Below are 12,235 nucleotides of genomic sequence, written 5' to 3' on the forward strand. Positions count from 1 at the left end.
ATTCCGTTTCTTACGGAATTGTAATTCGCGAAAATTTTACGGAAACACCTCGAAAAACAACCGCTATACTTTATCTTGGGTTGTAATTCGCTCCCTAAGCCATCCTCCATACCACATCAGACATGCCCATCCGGCCATGTCGCACGCCCCCTTCAAACCGTGGTTTTGCCTTCTATTCGTCGTGTTCGACGCCAATACCGGGAATAAAAGCAGAACGATCTTCTAGCGTTTACATCCCGAATCACTACATTGAGCCGCATGAGCAATAGTTTCGACGATATGCCGTTCTTCGAGGAAGAACCAAAAGAGCCGCGCCGTCCGGCCCCAAACGCAGCTCCAGCCGCAGGCGGTCTGGGCATTGCGGCCCGCGCCATGGCAGCGCGCGACCAGGCACGTGGTACGCCCGATTATCTCTCCGGTCTTAATCCTGAGCAGCAGGAGGCCGTTGAAACGGTGGACGGTCCGGTTCTGGTTCTGGCAGGTGCAGGCACCGGCAAGACCCGTGTGCTGACCACACGCATCGCCCATATTCTCGCGACCAACAAAGCCTATCCGAGCCAGATCCTTGCCGTGACCTTTACCAACAAGGCCGCCCGCGAAATGAAAGAGCGTATTGGCGTTCTCGTCGGCGGCGCGGTTGAAGGCATGCCGTGGCTCGGCACCTTCCACTCCATTGGCGTGAAGCTTCTGCGCAAACATGCAGAGCTTGTGGGGTTGAAATCCAACTTCACCATTCTCGATACAGACGATGTCGTGCGGCTCATCAAGCAGTTGATCCAGGCCGAAGGGCTCGATGACAAGCGTTGGCCCGCCAAACAGTTCGCCGGCATGATCGACAATTGGAAGAATAAGGGGCTGACGCCGCCGGATATTCCGGAAGGTGACAGCCGGGCTTTCGCCAACGGCAAGGGCCGCGATCTTTACACCGCCTACCAGGAGAGATTGAGAAACCTGAACGCCTGCGACTTCGGTGATCTCCTGCTTCACCCCATCACTATCTTCCGCCGCCATGCAGACATTCTAAAAGAGTATCACCAGCGGTTCCGCTATATCCTCGTCGACGAGTATCAGGATACCAACACCGCCCAATATATGTGGCTGCGGCTTTTGGCGCAGCGCGCGAAGGGCGAAACTCAGAACGTCTGCTGCGTCGGCGACGACGACCAGTCCATCTATGGCTGGCGCGGCGCAGAGGTGGACAATATCCTGCGCTTCGATAAGGATTTTCCCGGCGCCAAAGTGATCAAACTTGAGCGCAACTATCGCTCCACCGAGCACATCCTCGGCGCTGCCGGTCATTTGATCGCCCATAACGAGGGCCGTCTCGGCAAGACGCTGTTTACCGACCGCATCGATCCCAACGACGAAAAGGTCGTGGTCCACGCGGCGTGGGATTCTGAAGAGGAAGCCCGTGCTGTTGGCGAAGAGATCGAAGCGCTTCAGCGCAACACCAAGCACAATCTCAACGACATGGCGATCCTGGTTCGTGCCTCGTTCCAGATGCGCGAATTCGAAGACCGTTTCGTCACACTCGGTCTGAACTATCGCGTCATTGGCGGCCCGCGCTTCTATGAGCGCATGGAAATTCGCGATGCCATGGCCTATTTCCGCCTCGTCTGCCAACCGGCCGACGATCTTGCTTTCGAGCGCATCGTGAATACGCCCAAGCGCGGCCTTGGCGATACAACGATCCGGACGCTGCATGACTATGCTCGCGCCCGTAATATTCCAATGCTGGCCGCGGCCGCCGATATTATCGAAACGGATGAGTTGAAGCCGAAGGCGCGCAAGGCACTCTTTGATGTGGTGCAGGATTTTCGCCGTTGGCAGGGGTTGCTGGAGAACACGGAGCACACTGTTCTGGCCGAGCAGATCCTTGATGAAAGCGGCTACACTGCCATGTGGCAGGCGGATAAAACGGCGGAAGCGCCAGGACGCCTGGAAAACTTGAAAGAACTCATCCGCTCGATGGAGTCCTTCGAGAGCATGCGCGGCTTCCTGGAGCACGTCGCGCTCGTCATGGATGCCGAGCAGAATGAAGAGCTTGATGCCGTCTCGATCATGACGCTTCATTCCGCCAAGGGCCTGGAATTCGAAACGGTCTTCCTGCCCGGTTGGGAAGAAGGCCTTTTCCCTCATCAGCGGTCTCTCGATGAAGGTGGCCGCTCTGGTCTGGAGGAAGAGCGTCGGCTCGCCTATGTGGGCATTACGCGCGCAAAGCGGCGCTGCCACATCTGGTTCGTCTCCAACAGGCGCATCCACGGCCTGTGGCAATCCACCCTGCCCTCGCGCTTTCTTGATGAGCTGCCGCCATCCCATGTCGAGGTTACCGCGTCGGAAAGCAATTACGGTGGCTATGGTGGTCGCGGCGGTTATGGACAATCTCGCTTCGATAAGGCTGAACCTTTTGCCAATAATTATGCCACTCCCGGCTGGAAACGAGCGCAGGCCAACCGGTCGGACGCCACGCGCGACAATTGGGGCAGCCGGTCAGGCCATGCAGTGGAGCGTATCGGTTACGGCGAAAGTGGCCCCCGCGCCCGGACTATCGAGGGAGAACTGGTGGCGAAATCCGTAGCGGACGCGCCATCGAAGTTCGCTGTCGGAGACCGTGTCTTCCACATCAAATTCGGTAACGGCAATGTCGCGACCGTCGAAGGCAATAAGTTGACGATCGATTTTGACCGGGCGGGTCAAAAACGCGTGCTCGACGGCTTCGTTGAAAAGACCTGATGCCATAGCATCAGGACGCCGCTTCAGCTGGAAGATGGGAAAGTGTGCCTATACGCCCAAAAAAGGCGCATAGGGCGCCAAATTTTCACCTGGTATTTTCCACAAAGTGACCTCTTAGACTATTTCCCTCGGATCGATTCTCGGCAATAACCAACTGGTTTTGCCAGATCGCTCATCTCGAGGTTAACTTGCATATATTCGAAAATTCTAATTCAATACTTGCAGTTTACCTCATCAACATGGCCAATGCTCAGGAACGGAAGCACGCCATGTTCGATAAACTTTCGGCCATTGGGCTGACGGCAGAGCGTGTCGAAGCGGTCGACGGCAGAGCGCTGACATTTCCGATTCCGGAGTTCAGCGAACTCTCCTACAAGCTGATGCACGGTCGCCGCACCTGTCCGCCTGAAATCGGCTGCTATTTGAGCCACGTCGAATGCGCACGTCGGCTGCTGAACAGTGACGCGGACTTCGCGCTGATCTTGGAGGATGACGTCGTCTTCAAGCAGGATTTCATGGAGTCGATAGAAGCCGCGATCGATCATCGCAATGATTGGGATATTCTACGACTATCAACTGTGAGCCACGGCAGAAAATACCCCTTTCGCAAACTAACAGGCGACCGCTCATTGAGCGTGGCGCTGACGCGAGAAAAAGGCTCCGGCGCCTATATCGTCAATCGCAAGGCGGCAAAGTGGATTGCGGAAAAGCTGGTACCAATGCGGCTTGCCTACGATATCGCCTACGATCTGGAATATCTGGCCGGACTGAAATCGGCCTTCATCTACCCGCTTTGCGCCTCGCAGGATGCGGACAACACGAGTTCCATTCAGGGCACGGCTCGCGCATACAAGCTGCCCCGCTGGCGCTATTTTACCGTGCTGCCATTCCGCGCATATCTGGAGGTGACCCGCTTCCTGTTCAGAGGAGCGAGGCTCCTGGTGGGCTATGCGGGCAATCTAAGCGCTCCGCGCAAAGCGGCGGCCGAGAAGAGACCGAACACTCCGCCAGTCTCCTCCACGCCGCTTAGCTTGATCGCCAATGAGACCGCAACGACTCACGCGTTCGTTTCGCCAGGCGTGAACCCAATCAAGTAAACCGCAGCGACGATGACGGCGATAATAAAGATGGTGATGACGAACATCGTCATCCGGCTCAGTGGTTTGCGTGTCGTTTTCTTCATGCGCAGACAACATCGCCGCGCTGATTTTGTTCCCTTGCAACGACCTTCCCGTCACTTCGAATGACGGGGACATCAGCGCAATTCGTTTTATTTTTGCGCAGTAAGGTTCTAAAGCCGGAAGACTTCTTCAGGACCATCCCGCAAAGACCAGGTTTCCCATGACGCCGACACGTTCCAACCCGCTTCACTTGGCGGCCGCTTTCGCCAGCGGCGGCCTTTTGACCCTCATGGTGCATTTCAATGGGATGCTTGCCCATTACGGTAATGCGCTGTTTTCCTCTTGGACGGCGCACGCCACCGGTACGGTTGCCGCCATCATCGTCATGGGGCTGCTCTACCGCAAACCGGCACCGGGACAGCCGGCAAAACCCAAAGCGCCGCTCTGGGCTTACATGGGCGGGATGATAGGCGCTGTTTTGGTGATGCTGACCTCCACAGCGGTGAATTCACCTCTGGCACTTTCCGGCACAATTGCGCTTGGACTGGCCGGGCAGGTAATCTTCAGCCTTGCAGCAGATTTTTGGGGCCTGTTCGGCTTTCCCAAGCGTCGCCCACAGGGGCAGGATATTCTAGCAATTGCCTTGATCCTTGGCGGTAGCGCTCTCATCATCCTGGTCGGGAGAGCGGCATGATCGTTTGGATCGCAATGGCCTTCATCGGTGGTGTCTTCGTATCGCTAAGCCGCCAAGTGAATGGCCGCCTCAGCCTCTCCACATCGCCGCTGACTGCATCCTTTTGGAATCACTTCGTCGGGTTGATGGTGCTGACGCTGGTGGGGCTCGCTATCGGTGGTTTGTGGCCGCCCGGCGCCAGTGATGCGCCCTGGTACGCCTTTATCGGCGGGCCGATCGGCGTCGTCTTCATCGCGTCTGGCAGTTGGTTGATCGCGCGCATCGGCGCGGTCAATACGGCGCTTCTCGTCATCAGCGGGCAGATGGTATCAGGGGTGGTGCTGGATTTCTTCAGCGATCAGCCGCCGAAAATCTGGGCGACTGCGCTCGGCGTGGTCTTCATTCTCGGCGGAATGGTGCTGACCCAACGCCAGCGTTAAATCAACCGCGTCGCCAGGCTCAGCCCTTGCCGAACAGGCTGCCGAACAATGTCTTGCCGCCGCTTTTTCCACCGCCGGCCGCAACAGCCGAAGGACGGCCGTTCAGCTTCGGCACCACGATCAAGCGCTTGACCTCGCCGCGTTTGAAGGCTGCCAGGAACTTCGGATATTCCTTGAAGACAACGCAGCCGTTCGATTCGCCACGCTTTGCCAACATATAGGTGTGCGCCAGAAGACCGTTGCGCCCATGCGGATTGACGCCGCTTTCCGGTGTCAAACGAATGGCCTCCACGCCGTGGAACAACGATTCGCGCATCGTCAGGCGATAGCTTGACGGTGGCGTCGCGCCGCGCATCTTCACATGCACGAAATCGGGATTATCGCGCATCTTGCCGATACCGGAATGAGCCTCGAGCTTCTCGCCACTCGGAAGATGCACAACGCCTGCGGAAATATCATATATGGCAGTGCCGTTACCGCGGTCCGGCCATGGAACGGCGTCCATTTTCGTTTCGCGCATCGGATTGTCGGGACGGGCAAAGGCCACCATCGTAGATGTCGCAGGCTGCTGAACCGGCGGCTTGGCAGGCGCTGGAACAGTTGCTTGGGCCGCGATTTCCTTCTCGACGACAGATGGATTGGCCGGACGTGGTGTCGGCTCGACCTCGAAGGCTTTCGCAATCTCAGGGCGGAAATTCGGTAACGGGACCGTCTCTGGCAGGAGATCGATCTCCTCATCCGCCTTTTCCTGCGGACGACCGAGGGCGGCGGCGAACGCTGGATGCTCCTTCGCCTCCTGCGTTTCCAGCATCGCGGTTTCAGATCCGCGACCAAGTGCCGAATCGACGATCGCCGACGGGCGAAGCGCGTCCAGTTCTTTCACCGTCGCCTGGCCTTGCGCATCGATAGCCGCTGCGGTGCCGAAGCGCGCAGCAAAGAGCTTGGCGTTCAGCTGATGCTCTGACGCGAGACGCGTCATTTTCTGGTGGCCCTGGGGGTTGGCTGAAAGGCGCGAAAACTTATGGACGCGGATGGTCGGCTGAACGTTATCGGACGTTTCGCCCACAGCACGATCCACCTGAGCCAGCAGCATCTTGTCGAAGCGAGCCGTGCCATGAGAGGCCTGCGCCATCCCGTGCAGCGAAGCAAAAGCCGCCACAGCACAGACACTGGCAAGGATTCCGCCGCCCAACAGAGCGGAGAGGCCGCCTGACGAAAGGCCGGCACGTTTTTTGGCATGGGCTGCACCGCGCGCGGGCACGCCCTGATAGGTCACGACTGATGACGCCATGATACTCGTTACTCGAACCGTTTACGCAAAACCGGCTTATCGCCGGCGACTTGGCGTTGACCTCGATCGTCAGATGCGAATCGCACCATCCTCGAAGCGAACAGGTTCGAAGCATGCCGAATTATGGTAACCAAAATCTTTACGAGTCCCCTGAAAACGCTGTCCCTTGAGCGTGAGCTATGTTCATGCAGGTAAGATCCGAAGTTCGCGCCTCATTATTGTCGGGCGTCGAAACCGAAGAGCAGGGCTGTCCACGCAGCGCATATAAAGCTGACTCGGCTCCCCTCTTCTGGAGGAAGCCTGTATCTTTTGACTTTGCCTAAAATGCGGCGATCATGGCGGTCTCGGTCATCGCGTCGTTTTCATTTCGAGCAAAACCTTCTAAGCTTTGCCATCCGCGATAAACGCAAGGGAATGACAGATGAAGGCGCTGCTGCTGATCGACATCCAGAACGGCTTTTGCCCGGGTGGCAATCTCCCCGTTGCCGATGGTGACAAAATCGTGCCGATCGCCAACGCGCTGATCGAAAATGGCGGCTACGATCTGATTGTCGCGTCACAAGATTGGCATCCGGCCAATCATGGCAGCTTCGCGTCCCAGCACCCGGGCCGGCAGCCCTTCGAGATGGGCGAACTTTCCGGCAAGCCGCAGGTCATGTGGCCGGATCATTGCGTGCAGGAAACCCCGGATGCGGACTTCCATCCGGACCTCAATACTCAGGCATTCGATTACGTGCAGCAGAAGGGTGAGAACCCGGCAATCGACAGCTATTCAGCTTTTCGCGATAACGACCAGTCAGCGACGACTGGCCTAGCGGACTACCTTAGCCGCCAGGGTGTAACCGTGCTCGATATCTGCGGGCTTGCTACGGACTACTGTGTCAGTTCCTCCGCGCTTGATGCGCGAGAGATGCTGCCGGATGTCAAAGTCCGCTTCATCGAGGATGCCAGCCGTGGGATAGATCCGGAAGGTATCAAGACTGCCATCGCGGCTATGCGCGTCCAGGGCATTGCAGTGGTCAACAGCAGCGATATCCTGAAAGCCTGATCCGTCAGCGGCCGTTCAGCGGCTGCTCCAAAACATCGATATCGGCAGCAGCATCATCCATCCGGCGCGAGATCACCGCTTGTGCGTCTCTCAGGCCTTGATTGTAAAAAGCCGGACCGACGACCTCCGCCACGTGGTCCAGCAGCATTTCGCATTGCAGCCCGCTCACCTCCACATCCAGTTCATTCACCAGATAGTCCTGGACTGCCTTGGCCAACCCCGCTTTCTGCTGCTTATCGATCTTCAGTTCCAACTCGTGTTCCTCCCGACGTACTCAAGGCAGTATGACTGCGCCTCTATCGAGCTTCAAATAAATCAATCGAGCCATTCTTTATTTTTGTTTGTGCGAATAGAGCCCAGCCTGTAGGAGAACAGACATCCGATGTTCCCCGGTACAGGACCGGCTTACCCCATGACCCAGTCATCTTTCAGGTCAGGCATCCGCCTTGGCCTTCCCGTCGCTCTTGCCGTTTTGCCGTTTGGCGCACTGTTTGGTGCCGTTGCGATCGACAATGGCATGACGATTTACGAAGCAACTTTAATGAGCGGCATCATTTACGCTGGTGCCAGTCAGCTCGTCGGTATCGAGCTTTTCAATCAGAACCTGCCCGCCTGGCTCGTGGTGTTATCGATCTTTGCCGTCAACTTCCGGCACGTGCTTTATTCCGCCGCCATGGTTCGCATCGTACCGGAATGGTCCTTTGCCCGCAAAGCCATCGGCTTCTTCTTTCTGGTCGATCCGCAATTTGCCGAATCCGTCCGGCAGAAAGAACTTCACGGCGAGGTGCGTTATTCGCTCTATATGGGTTATGCACTTGTGGTCTATGTGCTGTGGATGATCTCCACCGTCCTCGGCGCCTCGCTCGGCAATCTGGTCGGTGATCCAAAGGCGCTTGGCTTCGATGTGCTGCTGCCAATCTACTTCATGGGCATGGTGCTGGGTTTTCGTAAGCGCAACAGCTTCTATCCCGTCATGCTGGCAAGCGCCGTCGGCTCGATCGCGTCCTTCCACTTCGTCGGCTCGCCCTGGCATGTCAGCATCGGCGCGATGACGGGCATCATCATCGCCGTCATACTGCCGCCCGCAAAGAGCGAAGAGCCCGAGGTCCAGACACCATGAGCGACTTCTTCCATCTTCAGACCCTGATCATCATCTTTGCCGGGGCCGTCGCGACCTACCTCACCCGCGTTGGCGGCTATGTGCTGATGACGCGGCTGAAATCCATTCCGCCGCGCGTGGAGGCCGGGTTGAACGCCGTACCCGTCGCGGTCCTAACGACGCTCGTCGCGCCCGCCTTCTTTGAAGGCGGATATGACGTGAAGCTCGGCATGATCGTGGCGCTGATCGTCGGTCTGCGCTTCCCTGGCCTTATCATGCTGTTTGCTGGCTGGGCGCTGGTCGTGGCGTTGCGGCATTTCCAACTCGCGTGAGATGAAAACGCCGCCTAAGTCTTAAGTTACAAGGTTTCCGTTGCAGCCACCAACCACTGCTTGACGCTCTCGTCGCTGATGAGCGGCATCAGCTTCTCCCGCGTCGTGGCGTGATAGTCGTTCAGCCAGTTTCGCTCGTCCTCTGTTAGCAGTGAAACAAGGATCAGCCGGCGGTCGATCGGGCACCATGTCAGCGTCTCGAAGGACAGCATCGGCTGATCGCCGCCTTCGATTGCCTCAGCCTCGCGCACATAGATGAGGTTCTCGATGCGGATGCCGAAGGCGCCGGGGCGGTAATAGCCCGGCTCGTTGGACAGGATCATGCCCGGTAAAAATTCCTGCTGAGACACACGCGAAATGCGCTGCGGTCCTTCATGCACCGAGAGATAAGAGCCAACGCCGTGGCCGGTTCCGTGGCCGTAATCAGCCCCCGCCTTCCAAAGCGCGATGCGCGCCAGCGGATCGAGATCGCAACCGCGCGTTCCTTTTGGAAACTTCGCGTCGCTGATGGCAATCACGCCCTTCAAAACCAGCGTGAAGAAGCGCTTCTGCTCCTCAGGCACGTTACCAATGGCAATGGTGCGAGTGATATCCGTGGTGCCATTCACATATTGCGCGCCGGAATCGACGAGGAACATCTCGCCGTCTTGCAGGCGGCGGTCGCTATCGGTGGTCACACGATAATGGATGATCGCGGCATTTGGGCCGGAGCCGGAAATCGTATCGAAGGATACATCCTTGAGCGGATTTTGCATCGCCTCGCCAAGACGCGCCCGAGCCTGCTCCAGCTTCTTTACCGCCTGGATTTCGGTAACGCTGCCGGGCTGCTGGCTGTCGAGCCATGCGAGATACTCCACCATCGCCGCGCCATCCTGAATATGGGCAGCGGCGGAGCCAGCCAGTTCCGCTTCGTTCTTGCAGGCACGCGGCAGCTTGACAGGATCAGTCGCCTCCACGACCGTGCCGCCAGCGTTCGTGATGAGACGCGTCAGCGCCACCGGCACCACATCGGCGTCCACGAGAATCCATGCGCCTTTTTCAGCAAGCCCACCAAGAACAGCTTCGATCTCATTTGGCGCGTGAAGCTTCGCCAGTCCGTTGAGATAGTCTTTGACCTCACCGTTCAATTTGCGCTCATCCAGAAACAGATCGGCTTTGCCGTTAGCATGGATGATGGCGCGAGCCAGCGGATGAGGGGTATGCGGCACGTCGTTGCCACGGATATTGAAGATCCAAGCGATCGACGAGGGATCGGTCACCAGAACGACGTCAGCCTTCCGGCCTGTCACATCCTCGGCAACCTTATCGATCTTCTGACGCGATGGCGTTCCGCTAAAGGCTTCGGGCTGGATCGTCACCGGCTCGAGAGGTTCTGCGGGACGCCCTTCCCAGAGAGGATCGAGAGGGTTTGCTGACAACAGCACCACGCAGCCGCCCTTCTCCGCCAGCGCCTTTTCAAGGCGCGACAGTTCCGTGCTTGTATGCAGCCAGGGATCGATACCGAGGCGGAATCTGTTCGGCGCATGTTCGCCCAGCCATTTTGCCGGCGGAGCGCCGACCAGATCGCCACCGGTAAAGACGGCGGAATCTACCTGCGACGTCAACTGCGTCGTGTAGCGCCCATCGACAAACACGATGGCCTCCGACCGCGTCACGAGGACGATGCCCGCAGAACCGGTAAAACCCGTCAACCATGCCATCCGCTCGGCACATTCCGGCACATATTCGCCCTGGTATTCGTCGGCGCGGGGAATAAGGAACCCGTCTATGCCGAGCGCGTCGAAGGTGGCGCGCAGCGCCTCCACACGGGCCTTGCCGAATTGCGGAGTGGACTTGTTGTCGAAGGACTGAAACATGGCATGCTTTCTGGATTGTCTTGGCAATTTTACGAGACCATAGCCCGGCAGCGTCTTGCAGGTCCAGATGAAAGCTAATCTGGCAAACTGCGATGTTGTCCGCTCAATAGTTAGGCACACCGCCCAAAAATGGATAGATAACGCACCAAGAAATGCATCAGGCGCATAGCACGGATGCCGATGCGGCTATGGTGCTCGCCGCTGCAATGTCTTAGATTTCAAAGCATCGAAAGGGCAAACAAAAGCCTATAAAACAAGGATTTTTCACATGTCGAAGTCGATCTTTCGCACCGCATTTGAACGCGTCGTCGAAGCCCGTCAGCGGCAGGCGGATCGTTATGTCAGTAGCGCAATGCTGAACCTGGACGACACGACGATCGCAGCGTTTGGCACCACACGTGAAGAACTGCGTCGCAAGGCGAAATCCACTTACGTATTCTGATCGTTTGGGCGGGCGTCCTCCCCGCTCCCTGAACAAGGAATACGTTTATCCGCTCGAGCCTCTCCTCCCAAGGCTCGCGGATTCGGTCGCCAGGACCGATTGAAGAGGCGGCGCGCAAGCGTCGCCTTTTTCATGTCGTCAGATGACATCGCGACGAAGATGGATCGTGACCCAGCCGTTGCGCCAGATAGTGCGGATGTGGCTGAGCTTCATGCCATTATAGGCCGACAGAACCTTCCAGCGCTGGGTGCTGAGAATACCCGACAGAATAACGGTGCCACCGGGCGCCAGATGCGCCACGAGTTGCGGTGCCATCTTGATCAGTGGACGCGCTAAAATATTGGCAATGATGAGATCGAATGGCCCATGCCGACGGAAGGAATGCGAATGGAAGCCGGGCGCGGTCTCGAAGGCAATACCGGAGACGATACCGTTCAGCTTCGCATTATCCTTGGCGACCCGCGTCGCGATGGGATCGACATCGGTGGCAAGCACCGGCACCTTGCGCATCTTTGCCGTCGCGATTGCCAGAACACCGCTGCCCGTGCCGAGATCGAGTGCGTTGCGAATGGTGCGCGAACGCAGCACCTCTTCGATCATCTCCAGGCAACCCGCCGTGGTGCCGTGATGACCGGTACCAAAAGCCTGACCAGCCTCGATTTCGATGGCAAGATCGTTTGGACGAACCTTGTCGCGATCATGCGAACCGTGCACCAGGAAGCGCCCTGCCCGCACGGGCTTCAGGCCCTCAAGCGACTTGGCGATCCAGTCGACATCGGGAATGACTTCTCGCTCGATCGCAAGATGCGGAAAGGAAGATTTCAACAGCGTCTGAAAGCGCTCAGTAATCTCTTCTTCCTGCTCGAAAAGCATGTAGATCGATGCTTCCCAGATATCGCGCTTCTCATCGACCTCGGTGGTCGCGATCGCAATATCTTCCTCGCCGAAGACCTCCGACATCACATCAAGCACGTCACCTGCCTGAACTTCGGTTGTGGTGACATAGAGACGGATTTCGCTCACGACAGACGCTTTCCCTAAGGCATGTTGCGCAATCCCGTTCAGCGGTCTTGCAATGATGACATGCGACGAAACGAGGCCTTCAAACGTGCGCATCAATCGCCACACGCTTCAGCTGGTTGAAGCGTCAGCCTTTGCCACAAAACACGCGGCAATCCAATGGAGCGACAAGAGTTTCTT

At 57.6% G+C, this 12,235-nt stretch carries 12 protein-coding genes; 8 read left to right on the forward strand and 4 right to left on the reverse strand.

Features of this window, described 5'->3' with window-relative positions:
- Positions 1-258: 258 nt before the first annotated feature.
- The 4 genes from WKI41_RS20630 (at position 259) to WKI41_RS20645 (ending at position 4,967) form a co-directional block, all read left to right on the forward strand.
- Positions 259-2,733, forward strand: coding sequence for an ATP-dependent helicase (locus WKI41_RS20630; RefSeq protein ID WP_340195302.1), 2,475 nt, complete (start codon positions 259-261; stop codon positions 2,731-2,733).
- A gap of 188 nt (positions 2,734-2,921) precedes the next feature.
- Positions 2,922-3,830: a glycosyltransferase family 25 protein gene (locus tag WKI41_RS20635; RefSeq protein WP_340195303.1), complete on the forward strand. Its 909-nt coding sequence runs from the start codon at positions 2,922-2,924 to the stop codon at positions 3,828-3,830.
- 244 nt (positions 3,831-4,074) lie between these two features.
- Positions 4,075-4,548 (forward strand): DMT family transporter, encoded by a 474-nt coding sequence (locus WKI41_RS20640; protein WP_340195304.1) that lies wholly within the window; start codon positions 4,075-4,077, stop codon positions 4,546-4,548.
- Entirely contained in the window at positions 4,545-4,967 is a 423-nt protein-coding gene (locus tag WKI41_RS20645) for a DMT family transporter (protein ID WP_340195305.1), read from the forward strand. The genes WKI41_RS20640 and WKI41_RS20645 overlap by 4 nt, the downstream gene beginning before the upstream one ends.
- Positions 4,968-4,986: 19 nt before the next feature.
- On the opposite strand, the gene WKI41_RS20650 is transcribed toward WKI41_RS20645, so the two are convergent.
- A complete protein-coding gene (locus tag WKI41_RS20650) occupies positions 4,987-6,258 on the reverse strand; it encodes a DUF2778 domain-containing protein (protein ID WP_340195306.1) in 1,272 nt (423 codons plus the stop codon).
- A 421-nt stretch (positions 6,259-6,679) separates the two neighbouring features.
- On the opposite strand from WKI41_RS20650, the gene pncA reads away from it, so the two are divergent.
- The gene (gene pncA / locus WKI41_RS20655; protein ID WP_340195307.1) at positions 6,680-7,306 is read left to right on the forward strand and encodes a bifunctional nicotinamidase/pyrazinamidase; all 627 of its coding nucleotides are present in this window, start codon (positions 6,680-6,682) and stop codon (positions 7,304-7,306) included.
- Between the two features lie 4 nt (positions 7,307-7,310).
- Here the strand turns inward: pncA and WKI41_RS20660 are convergent, their stop codons facing one another.
- Positions 7,311-7,559 (reverse strand): DUF2164 domain-containing protein, encoded by a 249-nt coding sequence (locus tag WKI41_RS20660; RefSeq protein ID WP_340195308.1) that lies wholly within the window; start codon positions 7,557-7,559, stop codon positions 7,311-7,313.
- A gap of 159 nt (positions 7,560-7,718) precedes the next feature.
- Between WKI41_RS20660 and WKI41_RS20665 the strand changes: the two genes are divergently transcribed.
- Together WKI41_RS20665 and WKI41_RS20670 are read left to right on the forward strand one after the other, a co-directional pair.
- Positions 7,719-8,426: an AzlC family ABC transporter permease gene (locus tag WKI41_RS20665; protein WP_340195309.1), complete on the forward strand. Its 708-nt coding sequence runs from the start codon at positions 7,719-7,721 to the stop codon at positions 8,424-8,426.
- A complete protein-coding gene (locus WKI41_RS20670) occupies positions 8,423-8,737 on the forward strand; it encodes an AzlD family protein (RefSeq protein WP_340195310.1) in 315 nt (104 codons plus the stop codon). Before WKI41_RS20665 ends, WKI41_RS20670 begins: the two co-directional genes overlap by 4 nt.
- Positions 8,738-8,763: 26 nt before the next feature.
- On the opposite strand, the gene WKI41_RS20675 is transcribed toward WKI41_RS20670, so the two are convergent.
- Positions 8,764-10,593 carry an aminopeptidase P family protein gene (locus WKI41_RS20675; protein ID WP_340195311.1) on the reverse strand — a complete coding sequence of 610 codons (1,830 nt, stop codon included), beginning with the start codon at positions 10,591-10,593 and terminating at the stop codon, positions 8,764-8,766.
- A gap of 268 nt (positions 10,594-10,861) precedes the next feature.
- On the opposite strand from WKI41_RS20675, the gene WKI41_RS20680 reads away from it, so the two are divergent.
- Positions 10,862-11,035: a hypothetical protein gene (locus WKI41_RS20680; RefSeq protein ID WP_062426638.1), complete on the forward strand. Its 174-nt coding sequence runs from the start codon at positions 10,862-10,864 to the stop codon at positions 11,033-11,035.
- A 138-nt stretch (positions 11,036-11,173) separates the two neighbouring features.
- Here WKI41_RS20680 and WKI41_RS20685 read toward each other — a convergent pair whose 3' ends face one another.
- Positions 11,174-12,058 carry a 50S ribosomal protein L11 methyltransferase gene (locus tag WKI41_RS20685; RefSeq protein WP_340195502.1) on the reverse strand — a complete coding sequence of 295 codons (885 nt, stop codon included), beginning with the start codon at positions 12,056-12,058 and terminating at the stop codon, positions 11,174-11,176.
- Positions 12,059-12,235 lie beyond the last annotated feature (177 nt).

This window comes from Agrobacterium larrymoorei (genome assembly GCF_037722385.1).
GTDB classification, from domain to species: domain Bacteria; phylum Pseudomonadota; class Alphaproteobacteria; order Rhizobiales; family Rhizobiaceae; genus Agrobacterium; species Agrobacterium larrymoorei_C.

Bases quoted from the DNA above. Each gene is read 5' to 3' on its own strand.
- WKI41_RS20645 (WP_340195305.1), top strand. From the start codon at position 4,545: ATGATCGTTTGGATCGCAATGGCCTTCATCGGTGGTGTCTTCGTATCG.
- WKI41_RS20630 (WP_340195302.1), top strand. From the start codon at position 259: ATGAGCAATAGTTTCGACGATATGCCGTTCTTCGAGGAAGAACCAAAA.
- WKI41_RS20670 (WP_340195310.1), top strand. From the start codon at position 8,423: ATGAGCGACTTCTTCCATCTTCAGACCCTGATCATCATCTTTGCCGGG.
- pncA (WP_340195307.1), top strand. From the start codon at position 6,680: ATGAAGGCGCTGCTGCTGATCGACATCCAGAACGGCTTTTGCCCGGGT.
- WKI41_RS20675 (WP_340195311.1), bottom strand. From the start codon at position 10,593: ATGTTTCAGTCCTTCGACAACAAGTCCACTCCGCAATTCGGCAAGGCC.
- WKI41_RS20665 (WP_340195309.1), top strand. From the start codon at position 7,719: ATGACCCAGTCATCTTTCAGGTCAGGCATCCGCCTTGGCCTTCCCGTC.
- WKI41_RS20650 (WP_340195306.1), bottom strand. From the start codon at position 6,258: ATGGCGTCATCAGTCGTGACCTATCAGGGCGTGCCCGCGCGCGGTGCA.
- WKI41_RS20680 (WP_062426638.1), top strand. From the start codon at position 10,862: ATGTCGAAGTCGATCTTTCGCACCGCATTTGAACGCGTCGTCGAAGCC.
- WKI41_RS20640 (WP_340195304.1), top strand. From the start codon at position 4,075: ATGACGCCGACACGTTCCAACCCGCTTCACTTGGCGGCCGCTTTCGCC.